Source organism: Shewanella nanhaiensis (genome assembly GCF_019457885.1).
GTDB lineage: Bacteria > Pseudomonadota > Gammaproteobacteria > Enterobacterales > Shewanellaceae > Shewanella > Shewanella nanhaiensis.
In genome coordinates, this window is sequence record NZ_JAHZST010000003.1 from 237327 (window position 1) to 263501 (window position 26175).

24 protein-coding genes are annotated in these 26175 nt (G+C 44.3%); all 24 read left to right on the top strand.

The annotated features are described in order from the left end of the window. The first annotated feature begins 151 nt into the window (after positions 1–151). The 24 genes from norR to K0625_RS05700 all read left to right on the top strand — a co-directional run bounded on the left by norR (position 152) and on the right by K0625_RS05700 (position 26126). Positions 152–1708 carry a nitric oxide reductase transcriptional regulator NorR gene (gene norR / locus K0625_RS05585; RefSeq protein WP_220108977.1) on the top strand — a complete coding sequence of 519 codons (1557 nt, stop codon included), beginning with the start codon at positions 152–154 and terminating at the stop codon, positions 1706–1708. 65 nt (positions 1709–1773) lie between these two features. Continuing rightward, on the top strand, positions 1774–3225 hold the full coding sequence (locus tag K0625_RS05590) for a M16 family metallopeptidase (protein ID WP_220108770.1): 1452 nt from the start codon (positions 1774–1776) through the stop codon (positions 3223–3225). Continuing rightward, positions 3222–4733, top strand: coding sequence for a M16 family metallopeptidase (locus K0625_RS05595; RefSeq protein WP_220108771.1), 1512 nt, complete (start codon positions 3222–3224; stop codon positions 4731–4733). Before K0625_RS05590 ends, K0625_RS05595 begins: the two co-directional genes overlap by 4 nt. A 328-nt stretch (positions 4734–5061) precedes the next feature. After that, entirely contained in the window at positions 5062–5694 is a 633-nt protein-coding gene (locus K0625_RS05600; RefSeq protein WP_220108772.1) for a response regulator transcription factor, read from the top strand. Positions 5695–5810: 116 nt separating this feature from the next. Further along, a complete protein-coding gene (locus K0625_RS05605; protein ID WP_220108773.1) occupies positions 5811–6074 on the top strand; it encodes a Flp family type IVb pilin in 264 nt (87 codons plus the stop codon). Between the two features lie 75 nt (positions 6075–6149). Continuing rightward, positions 6150–6440 carry a Flp family type IVb pilin gene (locus K0625_RS05610; protein WP_220108774.1) on the top strand — a complete coding sequence of 97 codons (291 nt, stop codon included), beginning with the start codon at positions 6150–6152 and terminating at the stop codon, positions 6438–6440. Positions 6441–6528: 88 nt separating this feature from the next. After that, positions 6529–7926: a Tad domain-containing protein gene (locus K0625_RS05615; protein ID WP_220108775.1), complete on the top strand. Its 1398-nt coding sequence runs from the start codon at positions 6529–6531 to the stop codon at positions 7924–7926. Then, complete coding sequence (locus tag K0625_RS05620; protein ID WP_220108776.1) at positions 7926–8801, top strand: hypothetical protein; 876 nt, start codon at positions 7926–7928, stop codon at positions 8799–8801. The genes K0625_RS05615 and K0625_RS05620 overlap by 1 nt, the downstream gene beginning before the upstream one ends. 3 nt (positions 8802–8804) lie before the next feature. Beyond that, positions 8805–9479, top strand: a complete 675-nt coding sequence (locus K0625_RS05625) for a hypothetical protein (RefSeq protein ID WP_220108777.1) — start codon at positions 8805–8807, stop codon at positions 9477–9479. 2 nt (positions 9480–9481) lie between these two features. Continuing rightward, positions 9482–9670, top strand: a complete 189-nt coding sequence (locus K0625_RS05630) for a hypothetical protein (RefSeq protein ID WP_220108778.1) — start codon at positions 9482–9484, stop codon at positions 9668–9670. A gap of 14 nt (positions 9671–9684) precedes the next feature. Continuing rightward, on the top strand, positions 9685–10581 hold the full coding sequence (gene cpaB, locus K0625_RS05635; protein WP_220108779.1) for a Flp pilus assembly protein CpaB: 897 nt from the start codon (positions 9685–9687) through the stop codon (positions 10579–10581). Further along, positions 10578–11888: a type II and III secretion system protein family protein gene (locus K0625_RS05640; RefSeq protein WP_220108780.1), complete on the top strand. Its 1311-nt coding sequence runs from the start codon at positions 10578–10580 to the stop codon at positions 11886–11888. Before cpaB ends, K0625_RS05640 begins: the two co-directional genes overlap by 4 nt. A gap of 9 nt (positions 11889–11897) precedes the next feature. Then, positions 11898–13616: a TadA family conjugal transfer-associated ATPase gene (locus K0625_RS05645; RefSeq protein ID WP_220108781.1), complete on the top strand. Its 1719-nt coding sequence runs from the start codon at positions 11898–11900 to the stop codon at positions 13614–13616. Further along, positions 13609–14460 carry a type II secretion system F family protein gene (locus tag K0625_RS05650; RefSeq protein ID WP_220108782.1) on the top strand — a complete coding sequence of 284 codons (852 nt, stop codon included), beginning with the start codon at positions 13609–13611 and terminating at the stop codon, positions 14458–14460. Before K0625_RS05645 ends, K0625_RS05650 begins: the two co-directional genes overlap by 8 nt. A gap of 8 nt (positions 14461–14468) precedes the next feature. Then, a complete protein-coding gene (locus K0625_RS05655) occupies positions 14469–15332 on the top strand; it encodes a type II secretion system F family protein (protein ID WP_220108783.1) in 864 nt (287 codons plus the stop codon). 1 nt (position 15333) lies between these two features. Continuing rightward, positions 15334–15678, top strand: coding sequence for a DUF192 domain-containing protein (locus K0625_RS05660; RefSeq protein ID WP_220108784.1), 345 nt, complete (start codon positions 15334–15336; stop codon positions 15676–15678). Next, positions 15666–16160, top strand: coding sequence for a tetratricopeptide repeat protein (locus K0625_RS05665; protein WP_220108785.1), 495 nt, complete (start codon positions 15666–15668; stop codon positions 16158–16160). The genes K0625_RS05660 and K0625_RS05665 overlap by 13 nt, the downstream gene beginning before the upstream one ends. Next, the gene (locus K0625_RS05670; protein ID WP_220108786.1) at positions 16157–16852 is read left to right on the top strand and encodes a TadE/TadG family type IV pilus assembly protein; all 696 of its coding nucleotides are present in this window, start codon (positions 16157–16159) and stop codon (positions 16850–16852) included. Before K0625_RS05665 ends, K0625_RS05670 begins: the two co-directional genes overlap by 4 nt. Positions 16853–16928: 76 nt before the next feature. Continuing rightward, on the top strand, positions 16929–20996 hold the full coding sequence (locus tag K0625_RS05675; RefSeq protein WP_220108787.1) for a hypothetical protein: 4068 nt from the start codon (positions 16929–16931) through the stop codon (positions 20994–20996). A 52-nt stretch (positions 20997–21048) separates the two neighbouring features. Further along, complete coding sequence (locus K0625_RS05680) at positions 21049–21468, top strand: hypothetical protein (RefSeq protein WP_220108788.1); 420 nt, start codon at positions 21049–21051, stop codon at positions 21466–21468. Between the two features lie 39 nt (positions 21469–21507). Further along, complete coding sequence (locus tag K0625_RS05685; RefSeq protein WP_220108789.1) at positions 21508–22170, top strand: hypothetical protein; 663 nt, start codon at positions 21508–21510, stop codon at positions 22168–22170. Between the two features lie 2 nt (positions 22171–22172). After that, positions 22173–22634 carry a hypothetical protein gene (locus K0625_RS05690; protein WP_220108790.1) on the top strand — a complete coding sequence of 154 codons (462 nt, stop codon included), beginning with the start codon at positions 22173–22175 and terminating at the stop codon, positions 22632–22634. A gap of 172 nt (positions 22635–22806) precedes the next feature. Continuing rightward, positions 22807–24639, top strand: a complete 1833-nt coding sequence (locus K0625_RS05695) for a hypothetical protein (RefSeq protein ID WP_220108791.1) — start codon at positions 22807–22809, stop codon at positions 24637–24639. A gap of 47 nt (positions 24640–24686) precedes the next feature. Further along, entirely contained in the window at positions 24687–26126 is a 1440-nt protein-coding gene (locus K0625_RS05700; RefSeq protein WP_232846944.1) for an OmpA family protein, read from the top strand. Positions 26127–26175: the final 49 nt, after the last annotated feature.

The window sequence follows — 26175 nt, forward strand, 5'->3', positions numbered from 1 at the left end:
AAACTCCTTAAGCAGCTACAACTAAGAATCCTGCATCCGATTAAACCTTGTCAAAACTCACCACAATGATTGTCAAAATGACATACTATGCCTATGGTCATATTCAAACCAATCAGTTGGAGAGCAGACAATGAAAGCCCAGGGATCTAAGATGGCATTGAGTCAGTCAGAGTTAACTCGCATCGCGCTAGATATCACCTCAGGCTTATCAAACCGAGATCGTTTCTCTCGTCTGCTCGATATTATTAGGCAAAACCTTAACTGCGATGCAGCCGCCCTACTCGCCTTTCAGGGTCAGCAATTTACCCCGCTTGCCATCGATGGACTCAATGAAGATGTATTAGGCAGGCGATTCTTAGTCGAGGAGCATCCAAGACTCGAAGCGATCGCCAGAGCTGGGGATATTGTGAGATTTCCAGCGGATAGTGAGCTACCCGATCCCTATGATGGTTTAATTCCAAATCAAGGAGATGAGCTCAAAGTACACGCTTGTATCGGTCTCCCCCTATATGCCAATGAGCGACTGATTGGGGCCATCACCATCGACGGGTTCGATCCTCAGCTGTTTGACCGTTTCACCAATAGCGAACTGCGTAACCTAAGCGCAATCGCCTCAGTCTCACTCAATAACGCCTTGATGATAGATAAGCTAGAGAAGCTAGCGCTGGAGTCACAAAACTCAGACAGTGTCATAAATGTCAGCATGACAGACAATGTAGAGATGATAGGCCAGTCAGCCAATATGCAGGCTCTCACCCATGAGATTAATGTCGTCGCATCTACCGATCTCAATGTGCTCATCCTAGGTGAAACAGGGACAGGAAAGGAGCTGGTCGCTAAAGCCGTTCACTTAGGTTCTGAGCGTAAAAAGTCACCCCTTGTCTACCTAAATTGCGCAGCACTGCCTGAGTCAATTGCCGAAAGCGAACTCTTCGGCCATGTCAAAGGGGCATTCACAGGTGCCATCAGCCATCGCAGCGGTAAATTCGAGCTGGCAGATAAGGGCACACTGTTTCTCGATGAGATAGGCGAGCTGCCACTTAATCTACAAGCAAAATTGCTGAGGGTACTTCAATATGGCGATCTGCAAAAAATTGGCGACGATCGCAGCCGTAAGGTCGATGTCAGAATTATCGCCGCAACCAACAAGGATCTAAAACAGGAGATCTTAGCTGGGCGATTTCGCGCAGATCTCTACCACCGACTCAGCGTGTTTCCTCTTCTGGTACCAGCGCTACGTGACAGAGACGAGGATATCTCTCTTTTGAGTGGTTATTTTGTCGAGCGTTGTAGACAAAAACTGGGGATAACAAACTTAACCTTAACCCCCGCCAGCCTGCACTTGCTTAAGCAGTACCAATGGCCGGGAAATGTTCGCGAGTTAGAGCATGCGCTACACCGCGCCGCCGTTTTAGCCAAGGCGCAAGCCAGCGATGGCCTAACTAAGATCCACCCACAACATTTTGATATTATTGAATCACATTCATCACCTCAGCCCCTTAGCTTACCCTCTAAAAACAGCAAATTTAGCCAAGCGACAGTAGATGAATCCACTAGCTTAAAGAGTGCCACCGATGAGTTTCAAGCCAACTTTATTCTGCATACTTTAAGCGAGCACAATGGGCAGTGGGCGGCAACGGCTCGTGCACTGAAACTGGATCCTGGCAACCTACACAGGCTAGCAAAACGACTGGAGATAAAGAGGTAAGTACGGGGCAACACAAGCAATTACATTAAATATCTGGTACTTATTTCGGTAAAGCTGATATAAATATGGATAAACTATGGCGATGGAGTTCTCCCCTGAACAAGTACCTCCTATTTGGCTTAACTGCACTGCTCTCCAACCAGAGCCATGGACACGAGTTAGCGCAGATGGCAGCTCCTCTTTATTCCCTAGAGCAGAGTATCTCCTATCGAGAACTGGATAATGGTCTCCAGCTTAGGCTACTGCCTATCCCGTCGAGTCGCAGTGTCTCTATTGCCACCCAATTTAGTGTCGGCTCCAGAGATGAGATAGCTGGACAAACAGGCTACGCCCATCTGTTTGAACATATGCTCTTTAAGGGCAGTGAAAATGCCCCCGGCGACAGTTATGCTCAGACAATGAGCGCCCTGAGCGGACAATTTAACGCCTCAACCTTCTTCGACTTCACCAACTACTATCTCACCCTTCCATCGGAAGCATTGGAGCTTGCTCTTTGGCTCGAAGCCGACCGTTTTATTCGCCCAAGCCTGACCCCTGAAACCGTTAAAAATCAGCAGGCAACAGTTTTAGAGGAGATGGCCACCACCATAGACAATCAAGCTTATGTGCGTGATGCTATGGAGTTTTTACTGACACTGGCTGAGGGAACACCTTATGGTCACTCAGTTATCGGCAGTAGAGAGGATGTAAGCAAGGCAAAGGTCAAGCAGCTCACTCTTTTCCATCAGCGTCATTATCGCCCCGATGCCGCACAGATCAGCATAGTCGGCGGTTACCCACAGGAGACGAATAGTTGGATAGACAGTGCATTTGGGCAGTGGCAACCAGCCTCCCTCTCTCCAGAGAAAAAAGCGGCTGGCTCACGAGCCGCAATAAAACTTAAAAACCAGTATGTTCACGGTGAGATCATCGACAATCGTGGCCCTTGGCCCGCCCTTTTACTCGCCTGGCACACTGTAGGACAACAAGATAAAGACGCTGAAGCTGTTACACTACTGGAAGCTTACCTATTTCAAAATCGCGCCAGCTTAATTAAACAAAGTGGCCTAACAGATCCCGAGCAACTCCTTAGCTACTCAATTCCGCTCTCCATGGAACTAATGGGGGTGAGCAACCTAGTGGTGGTACCCAGAGCCAGAGCCTCGCTCGATCAACTGACAAAAAATGTGGAGCAGATGATCAATGATATTGCCGAACATGGCGTAGATAGCGTATCTCTCCAACAGCTAAAAGCCAACTGGCTTAATCAAAAGCTTCGGCTACTCGATCAACCATCTAGACTCGCCCGGCATCTTTCTGCCACCCAAGCAAGGGATAAACTGGTTCCATTAACTGGCCCTTGGGAGCGAATTAATGCCGTCACGAATGAGCAGATACAAGCAGCGGCAAACACATACTTTAACCAAGGTTTCGTCAGACTCGATCTTCTGCCTCCTTGGTATATAAGATGGACAAAAGCGCTGCTTGAGTTTTTACCAGAAAGCGTCAGTGACAGTCTTGAGGAGAGTGTTTTATGAAACAAAGCACTTTAATGCCATCCAAAGCCAATGCACTCATCTACAGCTTACTGCTGACTGTTAGCCTCTCAGCTTGCCAACAAACAAAGTTAGTATTCACTGACACTAAAGAGCCTGTTATATCTGATTTCAAAGGGCTTAATAGTGCGCCTCAAGTCAACTTAGGTCAGATAGAAGGTAACCCATGGAAGATGAGTGACCTCACTAAGAGTGTCACCTTGCATCAGTACCCGCCGAGTCAATCAAGATTAACTTATCTTAGTTTGGTACTTGTTAATCCCAAGCACCCATTTAAGAATATTGACCTGATCAGCAGCGCCCTCTATCAAAGAGCTTACAAGCTGGCTGCGACATCACAGATCTCCTGTATTGAGAGCTTTCGAGTGCAAGCAGGCATGCACAGTATCGCCTTGCAACTGACCTGCCCAGAAACAGAAGCTCCCCAGGCCCTGACACTATTGATAGACAGCTGGCAAAAAGACGCTTTCGATTCAATCGATCTGGATACCGTTCGTCGTCAATTAAAACTCAATAAGCATATCAATGCCTATAGCGGCGGTGAGATAGACAAGGTATGGGCCAAAAAGATACTCGGTGAGCACCACCCCTATAATCTGAATTTACACAATCCAGCCCTTCAAAATGAGCTCAGCCCAAAAGAGCTGATAGAGCAGCAACAAGCGCTATTAGCTGGCTCCAACTGGCATCTACTTGTTTCATCAAATACAAACGACATGGTGACCAAATTAGCTAAGATGTTAACTCTGCAACTACCAAGCAGCGTTAATGATAAGGAGCAGGAAACAAATGATGCTCTCTCCTATCGCAAACCGATACAGGAGGTGTTTACTCAAAACCCTCAGAAGCAGCTCTACATCATAGATGCTCCTGGTGCCATCCAAACTCAAGTGAGGGTGGGGTATCGTTTACCCATAGTTGATAATGAGTTAACGACTACAACTCCCTCTCTAGATGAGAGCGATCCCCTTAGCTGCCAACTGTTGGCCAGCTGGCTTGGGCGGAGTTTTTCCGGCAGACTCTATTATGATTTAAGGGAGAAGCGAGGTCTTACCTATGGCATATATGGCAGGTGTTTCGATAACCCTCAAGCGCGAACGCTTAAGTTTTATGGCAGCACACAAAGGCAACATACTGGCGCCTTTATCTCTGGTATTCTCGATCACTTAACGCTCGCCAGTGAATCAGAGCCAAAAGCCGCTGAACTGTCCGCCCTTAAGATACATGAAAAGAGCAAATACCTCTTAGCATCACAGTCCATAAACGCTGCATTTTCTCGCTATATAAAACAGCTTTCCCAGGGAAGAGAGAACACAGATCTGTCACAAGAGAAAACGGTAAATCAACTCAGCGCCAAAACACTGCAGAATATGGCTCAAACTATTTTTTCTACCCCACCCACTATTTTAATACGTGGCGATTCCGATCTTATAATTAAAGACCTACAAAACAAGTTACCTGAGTGGACTATTAATCAAATAAAACCATAAAAGTAATATGGGAATACAAAGGTAATATTCCCATATTTATAAACATCGACTCATACCAAACGTAAATTGCAAAATGAGATTTGACCTCATGTTTCTCTCCAACTCAAAGCTAAAGCAATGATAAACCAAGGCCTAACATCTCAAAAAAGAGACTTTACCTAGCTAAACACTCAACAATAGGTTAACTAACTGTTGCGATTGTTACATACTTATATACAATCACTATAACTGAAAAAAGTAGCTTCTCGCGGTATAGAAAAATATATTTCTAATACCAAGGAACTAGTAACTACAGCGGTACATCAGTTAGATGTCATAAGGAAATGAGATGTATGATGGCGAAATCTTTACCCCAAAACTCACAGAAAATAACTTACTTTTATTGAAAAGTACGGCGGGTTTTTTAAACCTTAAAGTAAATCAAAGTAAGAACCTTGTGACTGCTTGGAGTAATTGCCAAGAGAAACAAAAAATCTTATTGCACTTTATGAGCTCTGTTTCTAATGATATTCAGAATATTGAAAAGAGTCTGCTTTCCGATGGTTTTCATATTGCTATCTGCAATAAATTGTCAATTGAGGATGAAGTTTCCCTTATAAAACTTGGATTTAGAGCATCGGTATCATCTGATGCTCCAGCTCACCTTTTATTGGAAACAATATCTAAGATCCTTAAGGGTAATCTTTATTTTAGTAATGAAGCTCTCTCTAAATTCATTTTAAACTATCAAAAACAAACTCTGTCAGAAGGGCAAGTCTTATTAATCACCTCAACAACTAAAAAAGAGAAGGAGGTATTATCCCTAGTTTGTAATGGTTTCAGTAATGAGCAGGTTGCCCATCAATTAAATGTTTCAATTAACACAATAAAAATGCATATGCAAAATATTTACAAAAAGACCAACATAAGAAACCGTAGTCATTTATTACTAGCCTATAACCAAGGAATGGAAATTAATTAAAACCTATCCGAAAGAATGTATACACAATGTTAATATTATCCTTTCTAATAATTGAGACTCATTCCATTCAGTATAATATACGGATAACTGTAATTATATTCTCAAGGAGAGATGGAATGTTAAAAAACAAACAACGCGGTCAAGGCATGACTGAATATATTATCATTGTAGCCCTCATTGCCGTTTCTGCAATTGGCGTATACAGCTTTTTTGGTCAAACAATCCGAAATCAAGTTGCTGGCCTCTCATCTGAAATGTCAGGTCAAGATGCAAACGCTCAAATCACTGCAGCTCAAGGCTCCGCTGCTGATGCAACAACTAATGCTGACGAAGATTATAACCTCGGCAATTACAATGAAGGTGCAGATCAGGGCAACTAACAGAAATGAGTTAGCAGAATCCCCCTCCCTCTGCTAACTCATGACGTTACTCGTTAGTAAAAAGGAATTTAACCTATGACCAAATATAAAAATCTCGGTCAGGGAATGACTGAATATATCATCATAGCTGCGCTTATTGCAGTTTCAGCCATCGGCGTATATAGCTTCTTCGGCCAGACCGTACGCAATCAAGTATCTGGACTCTCCTCTGAGGTATCAGGTCAAGACTCTCAAGGTCAAATCGCAGCTGCCCAGCAATCCTCAGCGAGTGCAACCACTGTCGCCGATCAAGATTACAACTTAGGTAACTATAACGAGGGCGCAAATGGGGCAAGCGGTGGAGGTGGCGGTACAGGTGTCGATTAAGTCCCAGTAGCCTCGAACCAATGCACTAAACCTCATCATATTTACCTGATTGTAGATATCGCACAAACCAGCAATGGAGCATGGATGTATGCTGACACGACACAAGGGACAGGCGATGGTTCTGTCCTTAATTCTTATGTCTTTTGCACTTATGGTGGTGCTCTTTAGTTTTAATGCCTCGCAGCTAAATTTAAACGGCACTAAGTTACAAAATACAGCAGATAATACCGCCTACAGCGTAGCCACTATCGCAGCCCGCGACTTTAATTTTAAGGCATACACCAACAGAGCATCTGTCGCCAATCAGGTCGCAGTCGCCCAGATGGTTGGACTCTCATCTTGGTTTAATATGACCGACAAATTTGCCGAAAATGCCTGTAACTTTCTCTGTTGGGTTCCCTACCTTGGACAAGCGCTTTCTGGAATCAAAAGTGCTGTCGGTGCGATTAACACAGTCGCTCAACCTGTTTTCGAAGCACTGATTTATGCTGAAAATGCCATGTTATACGCCCTCACAACCTCTCAGCAGATCATCCACTATGCAGGACTTCTTAGCTCATTTAATACAGCCGGAAAAATAGTAAAGGCAAATGACCCCAATGCTAGATTAGATCTTCTACAAAACCCTCAGATGCTAGGGGATATAAAAGATCACTGGATCGATTTCCAAAAACGTCATACCCGTGGCTCCCACAGAAACAAGTCGAAGCAATTTAAAGATTTCATCACGGTAACCATGGACTCTCGTGATCCCTTTGCGAAAAAACGCAGCTATAAATTGGGATTTCCTTGGTCTCTTAGTTTTTTTCCTATCCGCTGGAGAACTTATAAGACAGGCGGCAGTGAGCTGATTTCAAACAATGATAGAGACAGTAGCAAAGCGGAAACTTGGACCTCGATGGATACCATCAGTTTTCACCTCTCTAAATTTCGCTGTAGCTGGTCAGGTTGTCGCTGGCGAGGTTATAGAGAGACCCCATTAGGTTGGGGAGGCACGCGCTCAGATAACAGAGCCGATATCAGAAGATTAGGGAATAGAAACTACTGGGGGTCAAGCCGGCGCACCAATGGAACCGCGGCAAGGTATGCAGGTTACGATCAGGAAACCCGTGGCTGGTACAGTGGTATCCAACCTTTCTATGGCCTATCTGATAAAGGAAATAACAGAAGCAGCGGACGGAATATCGCCGTTGTCGTTTCCAAGCCTCAAAACAGTGTGCGCACAACAAGCACAATAACTGCAGGTGAAGAGCACACAAACCCCGCCACCAATGAGGAGATGTTAGGTGACAGAATGACCGCCCTTTCAGCAGCGCAGGTCTACTATTCACGACCACATGACTTGATGGCCCGGACCTCATCTTGGAGTCGAGCCGATGGCCGCCATGAGTATGGCAATCTCTACAACCCTTACTGGCAAACCCGACTATCCGATTCTACAAATACTGAACGCAGTGCCGTCTTAGCAATAACTAGGTTTTTGTAATGAATAGGTTTAATACAAAACAGCGGGGGCAAGCAATGGTAGAGTCGGTAGTTGGACTAAGCTACGTCATCGTGCCTCTACTTATCTTACTGCCTTTTATGTCCAAGCTCACCGGCGTTCAGCATAGGGCCGAACAGGCATCTCACTACAGTGCATGGGAAAGAACGGTGTGGAAAAACCGCCAACCCAGCCAGTTACCACGCAGAAGTGGTATCTATCTAGCCAGAAAAAGCGAAGCCGACCTTGCTAGGCAGATCCCTTGGCGCTTTTACCAACAAGATGGCCAGCAGATTGCTAGCTCTACTAATGATCAATGGGACTGGAGCGAACATGTTCACCCTTTAGTTGAACATCAGATTCAGCAAGGAGCTGCGCAGGATTTACAACCCTTAGTCAAATCTAATCAAGACAACCCAAATAACAGTAATGAGCTCGACCGGTTTACTCGAAGTAGCAATGGAGGCCGGCTCCCAGGGGTCTTAAACGGTGCAACCAGCACAGCATTAGGCGTTATCTCTTTTATGGGGTTCTCATTAGAGAGAGATCAGTTTTATCGCACTAACGTTAGTACTCAAGTAGAGAACTTCTACATAGAACCCTTTGACGAGTTAGACCTGAACTTTAACAGTCAAAGCGCCCTGCTTGCATCGGGCTGGAATGCAGCAGGTCCCTATCATGTGAAAAATCGAACCCGCAAACTGGTACTGACTAACGTGATGGACAATGGCGTAATACGCACAGCTCAGCGCTTAATGGGCATTCTCCCCTTCGGTAAAGATCTCCGCCCAAGCAGTCTCAAACTGGGTCACGTGAGCCCCGATGTGCTTCCTACTAACCGCCTATGTACCTATGGTACCGCTAACTGTGGAGGTTAACAGATGAAAAAATATTGGGTATTAGTACTTACTCTTATCTCTACACCTCTATTCGCCGATGACTGGCCGGAAGTTGAGTTCCCCGACACTGCCGATGTTCAGGTGGTCGCGGACTCCATGCTCTATCACGGTTACCCGATGAAAACTTGGGTGATGGAGGATGAGCAGAGCCAGATGATGATCGCCAGTTTTTTTAAGAAGCAGTGGGAGGAGAAGAGTGAGCGCTTCGATGCCCAGATGTTCAACGGCGACTATGTAATTAATAGCATGCAGCCCCCCTTCTTATTGACGGCGCGTATTCACCAAGAGTATGACCGCGTTATTACCTATGTGGGAGTCACCAAGAACGTCACAGACCGTCAGCTTGAGACAAATAATCAGGTCCAGTTCCCTAAGCCAAATGGATCAACGCTAATTTCAGATATCAAATCCAACGATATCTTCAAGCAGGGCCGCACATTAATACTGTCAAACCCCAACAGCCTTGCCTCTAGTTATCACTTCTATAGACGACATTTTCAACAGAGGGGGTGGGTGGAAAACTCAGCCATTTTGGATACTCAATCAGGAAAAGCTGCCTTGCAGATGAGTCAAGGCTCTAACTTAGTCGATATCAGCTTTAACACAAAAAAATCAGTCGTATACATTGTTGCAAACCAGGTCACGGAAGGACTTTAAATATGCCTAAAACAGCAAAAATAACAGGGCAAGCCAGCGTCGAGTACTTAGTTGTATGTGCGGCGTTAGTCGCCGCCCTGTTAACACCGATAGATGATAATAGCGACGTTATGGACCTCTGTATCGAAACTTTACGAGAGTGGTACACCGCCTTTGCGTACAGCAAGTCCCTTTCAGTCTTACCCAACTAAATTTAGGTTAAAACATGCAGATCAAATCATTCGACTTCAACTGGGTACTACTCATCATAGCCATAGTATTAGGTAGTATTGCAGCTTGGGCGACCAAAAATTACTTCATCACCAAAGAGCAAGAGCTGATTGCTGAGCTGTCAAAAGATAATATAAAGATGGCTCAGGTTGTCGTTGCGACACAGGAGCTAAGAAAAGGCGACATTATCTCAGAAGCCAATATGTCCGTCAGAAAGATCCAAGCCGACACTTTACCTTTAGATGCCATTCACCCCAGAGATTTTAATCAGATAGTCGGCCAGATGTTGCTTGAGCCTATGTCTCCTGGGCGACCATTAATGGGCACCTACTTACCTGGGCATAAAGCCGAACAGTTCTCCGATATTTTAAAAGAGGGACAACGTGCGGTAACCATTAATATTGATGAACTCAACTCCACAGCAGGCATGTTAGTGCCATCGGATCATATCGATCTGCTGCTCTCATTTGACGAGGAGTCTGGCGACACTGAGCGCAAAAAACTGCAGCTGCTGCTCGAGAACGTCACTGTGCTAGCCACTGGAAGACAAAGTATTGATGTTAACCCTGAACTGGCTGACACCCTATACGATAACCCAAACGCCTACAACACAGTCACACTGGCTTTATCTGTTCACGATGCAGCAAGAGTCACTCTTGCGAAAGAGAAGGGCAAATTTGTCACTTTTTTACGTAATCAGACTGAAAGTCAGGCTCTGGATTTTATCTCTCTTCATGAACAACAACTTTTCGGACAAGCTGATGATCTTTTAAATCAGGAGGTCGAGATGATTGTTGGTGGCAGTGGTATGAAAACCACAGTACAAGCCTACCCACTTCCTGAATCAGTACTTGAACAACTTAGCCAATATAAGAATAAGACAGCACTATGAACTCAAGAAAACTAATCGCAATTATTTGGGCATGTATCTTCATCCCGCTTGTTAGCTACGCACACAATAACACCCCACTTAAGCTCTACATGGGAGCTGTAGAGCTTTATAAAGCCAAAAATGTTGAACGAATTGTAGTGGGTAATGGCAAAGTACTCAGCGCTAAAGTTATCGATGATAAAGGTGTTTTGCTAATCGCCGAGTCCCCTGGAAATACCGACGTACAGCTGTGGCAAAAAGATGGCAAGCTGATCAAGCTAAGTATCTCGGTCACACCAGATAACTCATTGAAAACCACAGATACCATTAAAAAGATGTTGGCGGCTTTTCCCTCGATTAAGGTGACAGAAAATGATGGCTTGATCATAGTTCAAGGTGAGGCTGACCTCTCCCAAAAGGAGCAGTTAGAGACAATAATAGAAGCCGACCCTAATGTGGTCTCCTTAATCAAATACCTTAAGTTTGCCAAAACCATGGCTCCCATGATTAAGATGCAGGTCAAGATTGTTGAGTTTAATAAATCAACCCTGAACAACATAGGTATCAAATGGGAATCATCCATGGCTGGGCCTGCATATGGTGCGGCCAAAGCCTTCTCCGCTAATCCCATCTTCAGCGTATCCTCACCTGGACAGTATTCAGAAACAATAACCAATGCCATCACCGATAGCATTGGCGTCTTAGATACCCGAGGGTGGAACTATTTCGGCATAGTGACCGGCATAGGCTCACAGATACAACTGCTATCAGAAAAAGGCGATGCCCGTATGCTGGCTGAACCCAACCTCACCACTCGCAGTGGTGAATCCGCCAACTTTCTCGCCGGTGGCGAGTTCCCAATTCGAAGTGTCAGCGGCCTTGGCGCAGTTGATGTTGAGTACAAAGAGTACGGCATCAAGCTCGATATCGAGCCCGTAGTCGATGACGAGCTCAATATTGTCAGCAGAGTCATGGCAGAAGTTAGCTCTATCGACCCCTCAGTCGCTGTCGACGGCATTCCAGGTATGCTCACCAGACGCACTGAGTCTGTCATCAATGTTAAAAATAATGAAACCATCGTTATCTCGGGATTAGTTAACAGTGAGATGTCAAAAATCGTCAACAAGTTCCCTCTGTTAGGTGATATCCCCATTCTCGGTGAACTGTTTAAGTCCAGAGACTTTAAAGATAACAAAAGTGAGCTGGTCATCTTTGTCACCCCCACTGTCGTATACCCTGGTGAAGAGGGCCACGATAAGCAGCTAGCGCGTGGGTTAGAGATGGCTGAAGAAACCAATAAGCTTGAAGCTTTTTATATTCTGGATTAGGAGTGCAACATGTTTAATGTCATCGTAAGCACGACTAAAGGCACTAAAGTAGGTGAGTTCCAGTGTATTCACTCCCACTGCAAAATTGGCAAAGATCCTGAACAGCTCATCGTCTTAAGAGGCTTTAAAGTATCTAAGCATCACGCGATTTTAACCCAGAGTGATGAAGGAATTTATATCCGCGATAATAAAAGCCGCACCGGGTTAAAAGTCAATGATGAGAAACGGGACCAATATGGCCCACTATCTATGACAGATAAGATCCAAGTGGGTGATTATCAAATTCGCGTTCACAGCACAGATCCCCAATACCAAGACGCGCCTCAATATGAGCAAGCAGAAACAAAGCACACCAAAGAAGAAGTGAATGAGGTTCCCCCAAAAAAAGAGGCTGATAATGCTCCGGAACAGGAGGAGAAGCCAGTCCTCAGCGATAAGCAGCTTAAGCAGATCGCAACTCGAAATGAGTGGCGCAGAAAGGTGCACTCAGAACTGCTTAAGTTGATGGATTTAAGACGGGTCAACGTCAACGAGATGAGTGATGTGGAGTTAAGGGCTCAGAGTGAGTCACTCATCAACCAGATCATCACCAGTATTAATCTCCCAAAAGAGATTGAGGTCGAGTCCCTCACCAAGGAGGTGTTGGATGAAACCATTGGGCTTGGGCCACTAGAAGGTTTGATAGATGACCCCGACGTCACTGAGATAATGGTTAATAGTCATGATCAGATCTTCTACGAGAAAGCCGGTAACCTCTATCTTTCAGATATCGCATTTTCAGATGATCAAGCTGTCTTAGGCGCTATTGAGCGTATCGTTACCCCAATTGGCAGACGTATCGATGAAAGCTCACCTATGGTCGATGCGCGATTAAAAGATGGCTCACGAGTAAATGCCGTTATTCCTCCCCTTGCCCTTAAAGGCCCCTGCATTACTATCCGAAAGTTTATGCAGCAAAGGCTAAGCTGCGATGACTTAGTCAAGTTTGGCTCTATGAATCAAGCCATGGCAGGCTTTCTTGAAACTGCCGTGAATCAGAAAAAGAACATCATCATCTCTGGCGGTACAGGCTCAGGTAAAACGACCCTGCTTAATGTGCTCTCAAACTTTATCCCCGACAATGAACGTATCGTCACCGTTGAGGATGCCGCAGAGCTTCAGCTCTACCAGCCCAACTTGGTTTCTCTGGAAGCCCGCCCACCAAACCAAGAGGGGAAAGGCGCCATTGAGATTAGAGACTTAGTCAAAAACTGCCTCAGAATGCGCCCAGATCGTGTGGTCATTGGTGAGTGTCGTGGCGGTGAAGCGTTAGATATGTTGCAGGCGATGAACACAGGTCACGACGGCTCGCTAACAACGGCACACTCCAACTCACCACGAGACTGTATTTCACGTCTGGAGGTGATGGTGATGATGGCAGGGATGGATCTACCTGTGTCTGCAATTCGTGAACAGATCACCTCAGCCGTCAATATCATAGTGCAGCAATCACGCTTTTCTGATGGCTCCAGACGGATCACCAGCATCTGTGAAATCACAGGTTTAGAGGGCTCGATAGTTCAGCTGTCAGAGATCTTTAAATTTGAGCAAACGGGTTTCAATAGCGAAGGAAAAGTCCAAGGTTACTACACAGCAACAGGTACTATGCCTGAGTTTTACGAGCAGCTACGTAAGCAAGGTGTAAAAGTTAGACTGGATATCTTCGATAAGGAGAAAAGAGATGACTAGTGCCATATTCTCCGCAATATTTGCTTTTTTTGCCGTGGCTATTTTGGTGTGGTCCCTTAAACACCTTTCTGCAAAATTTGCCCAAAAATATCAAGAGACCTTCACATCATCGGCAAAAACGAACCTGTTCGATATGTTTCTTTTTATCGAACCTAAGCAGCTATTCATGCTCAACATGATCACCCTGTTCTCGGTTCCATTTATTGTCAGAATATTTTTAGGTTCTTGGGTTCTGGGGATCATTATCAGTATTGTGCTGGCCTTCATTCCCAGATTTGCATACAAATTCCTACATAAGCGCCGCCGACGTAAATTTGTCCATCAGCTTCCAGATGCCCTCAACATGATCGCCTCCTCTATGCAATCAGGCGCCAATGTCAGTACGGCTATCGAATTTATGTCTGAAGAGATGCAGGCTCCTATCAAGCAGGAGTTTCAGCTGTTTCAAAGAGAGCAGAGATTGGGGGTCGAATTTAATACCGCCCTCGACAATATGTATAAACGTATCCCTGAAGATGAATTTCAACTCGTCACCGCAGGTATGCAGATCTCACGGGAGGTAGGTGGAAACCTAGCCGAGGTGTTATTCAGGCTCTCCTCAACCCTAAGGCGAAAGATAGAGATGGAGGGCAAGATAGATGCCCTCACCTCACAGGGGAAGATGCAGGGCGTAGTGATGACAATGCTGCCACTCTTTATCGGCTTTGTGCTCTACCATATGGAGCCTAAATCCATGGGTAGGATCCTCACCGAACCTATGGGCTGGGCCTTAATGGCATTGATCTTCATCATGCTGACAAGTGGTTACCTCTCCATTCGAAAAATCGTTGCAATCGATGTTTAGGAGGCTGCATGGTTAATTTAATTGTCACCGTTTTCACCATAGCGTTTATCTTCCTGACGATAAGCAGCATACGTATCTATCGCAAAGTGCCCAAAGCTAACCGCGAATTTATGGATCCGCTTTCACCTGGCTTGAAGCTCATCTGGCCACTGGTTCGCTTATTCGCGTTTTACGTCAGTGAAAACTTAAGTGTTGATTATCTTGAGAGAATATCCAAGAAACTGCAGATCTCTGGCGTCTCCTACATGATGACCGCAGAGCAATATTTTGCGATCAGGATCCTCAGTACTCTTTTTGCAGTAGGTCTAGCAACCATTTGCGGCCTTTTACTCGACGATATCAGTATCAAGTACCTTATCTTAGCTGGATTATTTGGCTATATCTTGCCTGTTATCACCCTTAATGATCTGCGAAAAAAGCGTCAGGCACTCATCGTAAAGTCGCTACCTGTGTACCTCGATTATTTAACCATGTCTATCGAAGCGGGATTGAATATGACAGGCGCCATCAGTCAGGCCGTGGAGCGTGGTCCATCTGGCCCTTTAAGGATCGAGTTTGAAAAAGTGATCCGAGATATGCGCGCTGGTATGTCCCGTGCTCAATCATTTAGAAATATGGCGGAGCGAGTACAGATCACTGAGATAAACAGCTTAGTCAGTGCACTGGCTCAGGCAGAAAAAACAGGGGCCAGTCTAGGTCAAACCCTAAGAGTTCAATCGGATCAACGCCGTATCGAACGATTTCAACGCGCCGAAAAGAAAGCCCTCGAAGCACCGGTTAAACTGGTTTTTCCCCTCATCGTATTTATCTTTCCGGTGACATTCATGATTTTGGCTTTCCCCATCGCAATGAAGTTTATGTATGAGCTATAAAATGAAAAAAACACGGCTATCGACCCATAAGGGGAGTCATATCGAGCATATCTATCTTGCCAACACTCCTTGGCTAAGACTGCGTGGTTTGCTGGGTAGAAAACAGCTGACAACCGAGCAGGGAATGCTTATCTCTCCCTGTAATTCAGTACACACCATGGGGATGCGCTATCCCTTAGATATTGTTTACCTCAATAGTAAAAACAAGGTGCTTAAGATCACTTCAAACCTAGCACCTTGGCGTAGTAGCGCATGCCGCGGCGCCACTCAAGTATTAGAACTCTCAGCCGGGAATAGTAAAAATAAGAATATAAAACAGGGAGATACCATCTTATGGCAAGATTAATGTTTAAGGCTTTATTGATGTTAGGTCTAATACATCTTTTCGGCTGTGCATCCTCTACTCAAGAGAAACAGCCGGAGGGGAATCAGCAGATAATGGTTTTGCAATCTGAGGCCGAACAAGCCTATAAGATGGCCCGACTCGATCAAGCTGAAAGTTTATACCTACAAGTATTAACCAGTGTCCCTAATTATGCGCCGGGTTGGTTCAGGCTCGGCAACATCTATACCAGAACCGGCCGACAAGATGCAGCGGTTTCGGCTTACATGCGCTGTTTAGAGCTTGAGCCCTCCAATCAAAAGGCTTGGTATAACATGAGCCTAGTAAGAATAAAGCAGTCGACTCAAGTACTGTCATCCGCCTCTCGACAAGGTAACCCCAATACCCCCGTTGGTAGACAGATTAAAGCCCTACTTCATGCTTTAAACAGTATTCAGAGTGAGTCTCATACACCTGTATTGCCAAGTGAGCAGGCTTCACGATGAATAGCCAGAACTCTCACAGTAGGCAGAAGGGACAGAGTATGTTTGAGTTCCACGCCACTCTTCCTTTCCTGATGCCGATTATTCTCGTCACCATGATGATGATAGTCCAGTGGGGGTTTATCTACACGAGTAAAAGCACACTGGATGCCGCCACAGTTCAAGCGGTAAGAGCTGGTACTTTGCATCATGGCAGTGTCACAGAGATACGTAAGGGGCTTGCTCAAGGCATGATGCCTCTGTTTGCCCAAGGCACAGCAGCCACAGATACAGTGACAGCCGTAGTGAGAGCCACAATAGCCACTCAGCTACAGAGCCAGATACGTATTCTCAGTCCTGATAATCGAACTTTCACCAAATTCAGAGTCCGAAGTCGAACCCCCCGCGGGTTTATTTATGAGATCCCTAACAACAACTTAATGTACCGAAACACAAGATTAGAAAATGTTGGAAGTGGGAGTCATAACCGCAGATTAAATATTCAAGATGCCAACTTATTGCAGATAGAGATCCGTTGGTGCCAAAGGTTAATCGTCCCGTTTGCTAACCGTGTGATCAATGAGGTAGTCACCAACCTTGTCAGGCCCACTCAAGATCAATTGGCTTGTAACGCACTTGGCGCGGTCACCGGAGACATATATTTAGCACTCACTTCGCAAGGCTTAATGCGGATGCAAACGCCATTTCGAATGTAAACAAATAAAAGCAGCAATGAGCTCAATAAGCTTAAAGCGGCAGAAAGACAGGAATTGACATAGGGAAGTATGAAGAATGAAATACAAGACTCTTAAGCTAACTCAAAAGCTTTGGTTGGCTGCATTACTCAGCGCCACCATGGGGCTCGCTGGCTGTAATGGAGATCTCGAAGAGGGTGAAGGCCCAGAAAATCCAGATCCAACGCCACCAACAACCCCAGATCCCACGCCCGATCCAACTCCTGACCCCACCCCAGATCCAACCGATCCCGCTGATTTAGTGGGGACGTGGGAAAACAAAGATGAAGATAGTGACGGGGTATTAGATGAGTTTGATGCTTATCCGTTCAACCTTGATAAGCAATCAATGACACTGATCACTGAGTTAGAACCCAATGATAACCCCTCTATCGCCACGGAAACTGAGTTAGCACCACCTTTTGCAGTGAGTGGTGCAATTTCACAAAAATCAGATAATGGCGATCTCTTCTCGTTTAACGCTGAAGAGGGTGATTTCTATACACTAACGTTAAAATATCAAGACCCTGACTTTAAACCTAATATCTATTTTTCTGATAAAAATGGTGATGCATTAAACTTCGGTGTCATCGATATTGAGCCAGCTTTAAAAACCCTTGCGATTAACGTAGAGATATTAGATTCAGGTCTGCATCATATAGGCGTTAATGACATCAACTTTGATGGCAAGGAGAGCTTTACCTACCATGTGGAGATCTTTATCGATCAAGATGGAGACGCCTTAGATGATATCAAGGAAGCCGCTCTGGCGATAAGCAACTTAACCCACGATACCGATGGGGATACTATTGCTGATACAGAGGAGTTCCTTTACCCATTCTATTCAGATCAAATCAGTTTTAATCCTGATAACGATGAATTACCAAACTGGCTCGACTCCGATAGTGATAACGACGGCTTATCAGACAAGAGTGAAGGCGCTGATGATCGAGATAATGATGGCATAGGTAATTTTCTCGACGATGATTCAGATGGCAATAGCATACTTGATCTTCAAGAGTTTGGTGACGATGCCAGCCAGCCTTTAGATACCGATTTTGATAGCACTCCCAACTATTTAGATCTCGATGATGATAATGACGGATTACTCGATATACACGACCAGCAAAGGCTTATCGATATCGCGGAAGATCAAAGCAAACTGATTGGTGCTCCCTACGTCACACACAACAATATATCGGTGAACTTTCTTCGTGAAGATGATCTGATACAAGTGAGCATTGATGACTCCCTTAGCGCTGAGCAGCATTACTTGATCTTTAAACGCAAAGGGCAAGCTCCTATCAATCTTCCTATCTCTGTCTCTAGCAGCATCGCTAAAGCCAATATTCCTGCAGGCACAGATAGTATTTTTATCTCTGACGGGATAAATAAAACCAACACTAGAAATGTGACTCTTCATCCAAAAAGGACGCCAATCATCAGTTCATCGGGCGCACTACTTCTAGAAGAGGAGAGCCAGACTCAACTTCTCGGGGCTGATTTTTCAGATGATATGACCATCACAGCCAATGGCACACCATTAGAGATTATTAGTAATACTGGCTCAACCCTGAGTGTAAAAACGCCAGCATCACTCTCCGATGGAGAGTTACAGATCAATAACGCTATCGGTCAAAGCAACGCTGTTAGCTACTATATCACCCAACAGATTGAGCTACAGTTAGTTGAAGTTGGCTCAGTTGATGCGGGGGAACTAAAAATTGAGACCCTACTAGGCTCTCAATATGAGCTTGATGCCTCTAATACAGTCAATGTTGAGCAGTTCAAAAATCGCCTGACTCCTGTCACCAGTTACTTTGAAACCCAAGATGAACATGATGGGAAAATCTACCTTAGTGGCTATATGCTTCCTGAAGAGGAGAGCTTTTCACTGGATATTACCAGCACTAGTTTTAGGTATATTTTAGATTTCATCGGGATCAATAAGATCCCCAGTGAGCAACTCAGTAGCTTTAAATCCGAGATATCAAGCTATTCAGAATTTACTGAGGTAACTGCCCATTTAAATAGTCAACTTGAGCTATCACCAACAGCATTAGATAAGCTAAGCAGTGAAACAACAACTCTGCTTATCAGTAACAGTAATGCCATTTTTGACAGATACAATAGCAAGCAATCTATCCAACAAAGCTCAGGAAAAGCGAATCAGCCTTTGAGTTATCAAGCTCAAAGTCAGCAAAAAAGCACTGGCAGTATTAAGCCAACCATAGTCAATTACGGCACAGATCATTTTGACTACTCCCTTGAAGCAACAAACTTTCTTGATAATTGGCTCCCCTCAGATCCAAGCTGTCCAGATAACAGTGATATCAGTGACGAGCAAAAAAGTAAGTTAAGTTATGATGGTTGTGTCGAGCTACAAAACAGAACCAAACTATACCTAAGCACCATGATCATCCCCTTAGGTGAAAATGGGGAGTACGATCCCGATCAACTCGACTCTCCACTGAGGAAACATATCAAAAATGGCTGGGATGGTAATATTCTAGGTCCACAATCTGGTACCTTCCTAGGTTTAGAGTTTTGGTCTAAAGATCAATACTATAACGAGTGTCCTTACCAAAACTGCTTATATCAAGTCATCGCACCCGGCGTCGGCACACCTTTAGGCCCATCTCCTTTTAGCTATGTACCAAGCAGTGACTATGACCGAGCGATCATTCAAGCCCGGCAGAGCATAGCAATAAGAACCATCATAGATGGGATTTTACTTAAGTTTTTTGACCTCATCCTAACCGGAATAGGCTATGAACCGACAGGTTTCGATCCTGTGGTCATCACTAAGCTAATCATTCAGTACTCCCCTAAACTCATGGAGGAGGCAGAGAAGCTATATAATGATGAGAATATTACCAATGAAGATATTGAAGAGTTTGTAAAACAGGTAGCCATTGAGTTTTATAAGAATGAAGTTGAGCTTCTGGCCGACCCTGCAAACGCAGGAAAGCTTGGACCCATCACCAAAGCTGTACTGCAGGAGCTAGGCGTTAGTCCTCAAGATATTGCCGTGATGGCGGCGGGAGCAGCACTAAGAAAGTGGACTCCATTTGTTGGTCAGGTAGAAGCCATTATTACCGGTGCGCAAGTTGCCGACATCTTAATAGATCAAGTTAAAACGATTAAAGATATGGCCTTTGTTCCAGTAAAATCAGACTTTACTGTCACGTGGGGATTAACCATTGTAGATATTGAACCTAGCATCATGAAGGCTGAAGCTGTCGATAAACCTTTGTCCATTATAGGTACGGGCTTTGGAATTAATGAGCGCTGGTATTGGTTCGATGAAGAGCCTATCACATTCCTAAAAGATGAGGGGGCATCGACTCAAGAAGTTGAGAGAGAACACGATAGCGTCTCTCTAGAGGGAACCCTACTAGATATCACAGTACCAGGAACGCTACTTGAAAATGCAGTCGGTCCAATCGCAGTTCGCGTCGAGCATAGGGGCGAAGAGGCAAACTCTCCAGTAAAAATTCAAATAGGAGATGGACTAGAGATCGCTCGTCTTAAAGCAGACTCAGGGCAACCTGGCGATACCGTGATCATCGAAGGCATAGGTTTTAGTCCACTAAAATCTAAAAACCGAGTCACCTTTGCAGGCAAAGATGGTCAAAGAGTCATTGCCAGTGTCAGGAAGTCAGAACCAGGAAAACTAACGGTTACAGTACCTAATAATGTTATTACTGGAGAGGTCACGGTAGAGGTTAATAGTGAAGTCAGCAACGGACTAGTATTTACCATCCCCTTTATTTTGGATGTAACCTTTGGGGACAATGGTAACTTTAATGATGATATCTTCAAGTTAGTTGTAGATGATAAGGTCATTACAGATGGCTCAAGCCCACAACGTAAAGTGGGGCCAATATCTATCCCATTAAATGCTGGTTCACATAACGTCAAGCTGGTTGGTATTCGTGCTGAAGATGAAATTGGCACCTATTACATTCAATTTGAAGGTAATGTTATCTCAGTGGCAGGTGATGCCTTGGAGGGACGTGATCTGCTCAAGGACAGTGTTAAAACTTTCCAAGTTGAAGTCGGCCCAACAAAACAAAAAGTCACCAATAAGGTTAATCCACTGAACGCTTTACAGCATGAGTAGATAGTGAATAAGATGGGGGGCTTCACGCTCCCCCATTATAAAAGGAATAATAATGCTACGTTATCTCGCTGTGATACCGCTATTTTTGCTAAGTGCCAGCATGGCTGATGCCTCAGAAAATCTGGAGCAGGTATTAACTCAACGCTGTTTAGACACATTTGATTTTATCGAGAAGAAAGATCTCGACACTTTTATTGCTCAGATGCCTGTAACGCCTTCAGAGCACGAAAAAAAACGTTCGATGAAAGTATTGGAAAGAGCCCATGAACGTTGGTTCGTAAAAAAGAAAATAATCAGTATTGAGCCTCAAAAAGTCACCTACCAAACACCATCAAAAATCAAACAGGAAAAGTACCAAGCGCAGCAACAAGCTAAAGTAGGCTTATTCATTCTCAGTGAAAATTACCGCTCAACCATGAGCTGTAAATTTATTAAAACTCCGAAAGGTTGGTTTCTATCTTCACTGCCTTAACCTTTACGCTTCAGCATGTTTAATAGGAGAGATCTTTACTTGAATTACTCTGCACTATCAAAAAATGCCAAAATTCATTTCAGTGATAAATATCTACCCGATAGACTGCCTCTGGCAACTAAAACCCTACTTTTTATACGTGCTTTTGGTTTTATCTTAACCATCCCTCTTGTCATCTCACTGTTTATGGTAATAAGGCTTGATGGTACAGAGCAGCACCTCTTTATATCCGCAAGCATGCTACTTACCTTCGCTGTTATCCCCCTTCTGGCAACGAAACATCAGCTAGTATTAGATACTCTCAACACTCAAGCATATCTAGAGGTTCGTACATTTGGCATTAAATTAAAGCAGTGGAAAAGCAAACCCTTAGCCAAGACAGAGATCACCCTTAGCCCCTCTGTACATAAGGAGAGTAGCTACCAGCTCATCATAGAGGGACAGCACTTTGTTATCGGTGATCTAGCTGAGACAGAGCAAGCATTACGCTTTATTTCAAGCCATTTTCAATTGCCCGCTTTTGAACAAGTTAGCCAATACCCAGAGATAACACCATTGGGTGAATTCAAGATACCTAGCGATGCCCAAGCACCGAGCAAACCCATTGAGTCACTATGGAACTCAACAGCTTGGCTTAAGCTTCTACTCCCACTTCCTGTTTTTATTACTCTTGGCTTTGTATTAAAGCTATTTGGAAGTTAGCCATGTTGTTTAAAGAGATATCATCAGACAAAGCCACAATCAAAAACAGAAGGTTTAACTCAATCAGCCGTAAAGTGATTGGAGTTATCTTTGCCTCAATAACCCTTATTCTTGGCTTAGGGCTTGGGCGTCATGATGAGATTGTCATTCTTTATTGGGCTATTGGCGCACTACTAAGTTGGCACCTACTGTTTGCCAAAGTCACTGTAGAGATAGATCTCAGCAAGCAAATGATCTCAACCCATGTAAGCTCCCTATACCCTATCACCAAGCAGGTCATTTCAATAACTGATATCAAGGCGTTCAACCTAAGCTCAGATCCAACCCGAGTTAACCGTTATAACCTCCTCATCGTCTCTAACCATAACGAGAAACCATTAAGGTTTAATTTTGGTAGCCAAGCAGAGATGAATAGACTCGGACAAAAGCTTGCACATTTTTGTGGTAAACCCTTCCTAACATGACACAAAAGGGTATACCCAAACACAATATAGCCCCGACAAATACATACCTAAGGATAACATCCAGTACCCCGAAACTACGATAAATACATACTTTCGGGGAATAGTTCACCTGTATTAATTCAGGATAATGATGCGATCATACTTTTAGTCTTATATTTGTAAGGAAACAGATATGTTCAAACATAAAATTGAGCTTTTCCTGATCTCATCCCTGCTGTTAAGTGGATGTGGAGGCTCTGACTCTCCCGCTGAAGAGGTTGAGCCTCCAGTCGTTCCACCAGCGCCGACGCCTACTGAGTTTGAACATAAGATAGAAGGTACCATCGCCTATTTAGGCGCCGTAGCAGGGGCTGATATTTGCGTTGATTTAGATATGAACAAGCGCTGTGATGAAGCCGATCCCCAATCAAGCAGTGAAACCGATGGCAGTTATCAGATCGATTGGAGCAGCAGCACTGAAAATCCTGCGTACTACCTAATTGCTAACTGGACAGATACACAAACCTCAACACTAGCAGCTCCTACTCCACTATCAAGTCAGTTCAAAGCTAACGCGCTTAATCTCTCAAGCTCCAAAACGGACGCTGATGCGGCGCAGCGCCAAACGCTAAATGCTGTCATCAATAATGGCATAGGTCAGTTATTCTCACTCCAAGATCACAGCGGTGCAATTAACGCGTTAACTCATATCGAATTCCAACGTTATGAGATGATGCTTGAACAGGCACTATCGAGCAGTGATATTTTGCTAAAAAAGCAGGAACTAGCACTGATCCTTAACTCCCTTTACCCCCACTCTGGTAGTAATGTTTATCAAGTCTCTACAGAGCAAAGCGAGGCTGCGGGGTTTGTTGATACCCAAAGGCTACACTCTCACCTTACTGCACTTATCGACGATAATCTGACTGCTATTCTGGGGATTGATGAGCTATTTTCAAGCAGTAAAGCGGCGCTTATCACCCTAGCAGAGGAGAGTGGTCTCTCTCTTGAAGAGTACCTCAATAGCGATCCCATCGACGTACGCTTTTTAGTCAACAATACCTTGATAGCACAAGGCTATATCGATACACCATTCGATGAGAAAATCATGTCTGAAGTGGACTGGCAGGTACTTCAAACCAACATAATGAACGATAATTTAACGCCAAATAAATTTACCTTAGCCCCCGTCCACCTTAACAGTTTCTTCTCACTGGACTATGGCAATCCAGATCTGACCCTTTTGGGTTCTATCAATAATAATCAAATATATGGCAGTATTGCCGACTCAAGCAGTGTGCAGGAAACCCCACTTGAGTGCTGGAATGGTCCACTTGAAAAATGGATAAATGCCGACCGGGATGATCAAGGTTATCAGCCCATCGCTTTGGAATTTAACAATAATACGCTCACCACTCATTATGATGGTACAGATGTGCCGATACATTTTAGTATTGAAAAATATCACAGAGACAGTGAACAGTGGCAGGCGATTATCAGTGCAACGCCTGAGGAATTTAAACTAGATCAACTCATTTGGCCTGAATATATCTACCGCTATCATATCGAACAAACACAAGATGTGATGTGCCGTGTTGAAACTGACTTTTTAACTTGGGATATGCCACTTCATAATGACCCACAACTGTTAACAACAGCCGATATCGCTCGTCTTTTCTGGCCAGCCTTCTATCCAGATGAGGTCGCTATCGATGAGGAAAACCAGCGGTTATCTGTTGAGCTCACACTCGGCACCATAAGCACCTTCGAGTGGTCACTGCAAACCAGCCCGAATGATCTATCGCTAATACATGTTCTTGAAGTCGATGTTCCTCAGGAGTTAGACGCCAATATCTTACCGGATGACTACCTGATTGAAGGCGATAAAATCATTGAGGTCGATATCAATAAAGCGAACAGTTTCGATGATATGAACGACTATCTTCTGCTCACCTATGATGGTGAGGAGGAGAGCTTTAGTCAGAGAATCTATGCACATATTATCTCACTGCTACCTAGTCGCTAATAATTAAACTTTTAACGGGGGCTGAGCCCCCTTTTGTGGAGCCCCCTATGTATCGTGTTGGTTTAAGCCTACTACTAGCAGCAAGTGTTATCTTCAGCTCTCACACCTTAGCTGAAACACAACTTTTCAAGCCTCTACCGGAAGCAAAAGTGGATAAAAAAGCTAATCGGCACTTTAGTCATTATCCGCTTATCGTAGGCCTAGATAAGAGAGAGTATTTGACAGAGCAAGTTAGCGGCAAACTCTCTCGTATCTCCTATGAGCTACCTGTTAGCTTTGAACCAATTCATCTGGTGAATAACTATAAGACCCAAATAACCAAGCTAGGCGGTACACTACTCTTTGAATGCACAGAGAAGCAGTGTGGTAAAAAAGATAAATTACAGAGACAGGTTCAGCCACTGAATACGATTCCTAAAAATCAGCCGGCTCTGCTCACAGCCAAGTTAACCTTAGATAAAAAACAACTGTATCTATCACTCTATGCCGCCAGTTGGCACAAGGGAGCGAGTTTGCAACTCGATATCGTTGAAGTTATTCCTGAGCCACTTGATCTAATTGAAGTTAACCAAACTTACCTTGGTAGTGAAATAGTTCAAACCCAATTTAAAGATAGATCCAATAAAGATGAGCGTGACAGTAAAGACCACCCAATGATTAAACGTCTACCTGGCGCCTATATTACTGATTATGAACAGTACGACTTTGGCCAAACTAAAGTCATCACTGGCATCAATAAAAAAAAGCACCAAGTTAAAACACTTGAGGGGCGGATCACCGACATTAGTTATGATCTCCCCCGTAACTACTCAGAGTATGAGGTCAATGCAAACTATAAAGTAGCACTCACTCAACTGGGCTTTACCCCACTATTTAGCTGTCAGGGTAAAGAGTGTGGTGCAAAGAGTAAGATTTACCAAAATATAAAAACCTTAGCGAATATCGGTCGGGACGAAAGTCAATTTTATAGCCTTTATAGACTTGAGCGTTCACAGGGTAATGTATATGCAATGACCTATATCATCGGCTTCAACGATGGATTATGGGGCGAGATAAAACTGATTGAAGAGACGCAACTGATTGATGATAGAGTCGCCATCGATCTTGAAGGCCTGACAGACAAGATGGCCGAAACCGGCCATGTAGCACTCGATGGTTTACTGTTTGAGTTTGATAGCGATAAGATGCTTCCCGAAGCCAAAGCGGTTGTAAAAGTGGTGGCAAGCTACCTTAAATCTCACCCCAAGCAGCACTTCTATGTTATCGGACACACAGATGATCAAGGTAAGCAGAGCTACAATCAGCTATTGTCAGATAAGCGAGCAAAAGCGGTTGTAAAGCAGCTTACAACTGCACATCAGATCCCTAAAGATCAGCTAACGGGTAAGGGAGTGGGTGAATACTCACCCGTTGCCAACAACAGCAATGAAGCTGGTCAGAAACTTAACAGGCGTGTTGAGTTGGTACTGAGATCAGATCAACAATAAACTAAATTAAGGGAGAGGTTGATCGAGAGGTAACCTCTCCCTAAGCTCT

Coding starts and splice junctions, on each gene's coding strand:
- K0625_RS05590 (WP_220108770.1), top strand. CDS start 1,774: ATGGATAAACTATGGCGATGGAGTTCTCCCCTGAACAAGTACCTCCTA.
- K0625_RS05665 (WP_220108785.1), top strand. CDS start 15,666: ATGGCAAGATTAATGTTTAAGGCTTTATTGATGTTAGGTCTAATACAT.
- K0625_RS05670 (WP_220108786.1), top strand. CDS start 16,157: ATGAATAGCCAGAACTCTCACAGTAGGCAGAAGGGACAGAGTATGTTT.
- K0625_RS05680 (WP_220108788.1), top strand. CDS start 21,049: ATGCTACGTTATCTCGCTGTGATACCGCTATTTTTGCTAAGTGCCAGC.
- K0625_RS05595 (WP_220108771.1), top strand. CDS start 3,222: ATGAAACAAAGCACTTTAATGCCATCCAAAGCCAATGCACTCATCTAC.
- K0625_RS05630 (WP_220108778.1), top strand. CDS start 9,482: ATGCCTAAAACAGCAAAAATAACAGGGCAAGCCAGCGTCGAGTACTTA.
- K0625_RS05650 (WP_220108782.1), top strand. CDS start 13,609: ATGACTAGTGCCATATTCTCCGCAATATTTGCTTTTTTTGCCGTGGCT.
- norR (WP_220108977.1), top strand. CDS start 152: ATGGCATTGAGTCAGTCAGAGTTAACTCGCATCGCGCTAGATATCACC.
- K0625_RS05695 (WP_220108791.1), top strand. CDS start 22,807: ATGTTCAAACATAAAATTGAGCTTTTCCTGATCTCATCCCTGCTGTTA.
- K0625_RS05610 (WP_220108774.1), top strand. CDS start 6,150: ATGACCAAATATAAAAATCTCGGTCAGGGAATGACTGAATATATCATC.
- K0625_RS05605 (WP_220108773.1), top strand. CDS start 5,811: ATGTTAAAAAACAAACAACGCGGTCAAGGCATGACTGAATATATTATC.
- K0625_RS05615 (WP_220108775.1), top strand. CDS start 6,529: ATGCTGACACGACACAAGGGACAGGCGATGGTTCTGTCCTTAATTCTT.
- K0625_RS05690 (WP_220108790.1), top strand. CDS start 22,173: ATGTTGTTTAAAGAGATATCATCAGACAAAGCCACAATCAAAAACAGA.
- K0625_RS05625 (WP_220108777.1), top strand. CDS start 8,805: ATGAAAAAATATTGGGTATTAGTACTTACTCTTATCTCTACACCTCTA.
- K0625_RS05640 (WP_220108780.1), top strand. CDS start 10,578: ATGAACTCAAGAAAACTAATCGCAATTATTTGGGCATGTATCTTCATC.
- K0625_RS05600 (WP_220108772.1), top strand. CDS start 5,062: ATGTATGATGGCGAAATCTTTACCCCAAAACTCACAGAAAATAACTTA.
- cpaB (WP_220108779.1), top strand. CDS start 9,685: ATGCAGATCAAATCATTCGACTTCAACTGGGTACTACTCATCATAGCC.
- K0625_RS05645 (WP_220108781.1), top strand. CDS start 11,898: ATGTTTAATGTCATCGTAAGCACGACTAAAGGCACTAAAGTAGGTGAG.
- K0625_RS05620 (WP_220108776.1), top strand. CDS start 7,926: ATGAATAGGTTTAATACAAAACAGCGGGGGCAAGCAATGGTAGAGTCG.
- K0625_RS05655 (WP_220108783.1), top strand. CDS start 14,469: ATGGTTAATTTAATTGTCACCGTTTTCACCATAGCGTTTATCTTCCTG.
- K0625_RS05660 (WP_220108784.1), top strand. CDS start 15,334: ATGAAAAAAACACGGCTATCGACCCATAAGGGGAGTCATATCGAGCAT.
- K0625_RS05700 (WP_232846944.1), top strand. CDS start 24,687: ATGTATCGTGTTGGTTTAAGCCTACTACTAGCAGCAAGTGTTATCTTC.
- K0625_RS05675 (WP_220108787.1), top strand. CDS start 16,929: ATGAAATACAAGACTCTTAAGCTAACTCAAAAGCTTTGGTTGGCTGCA.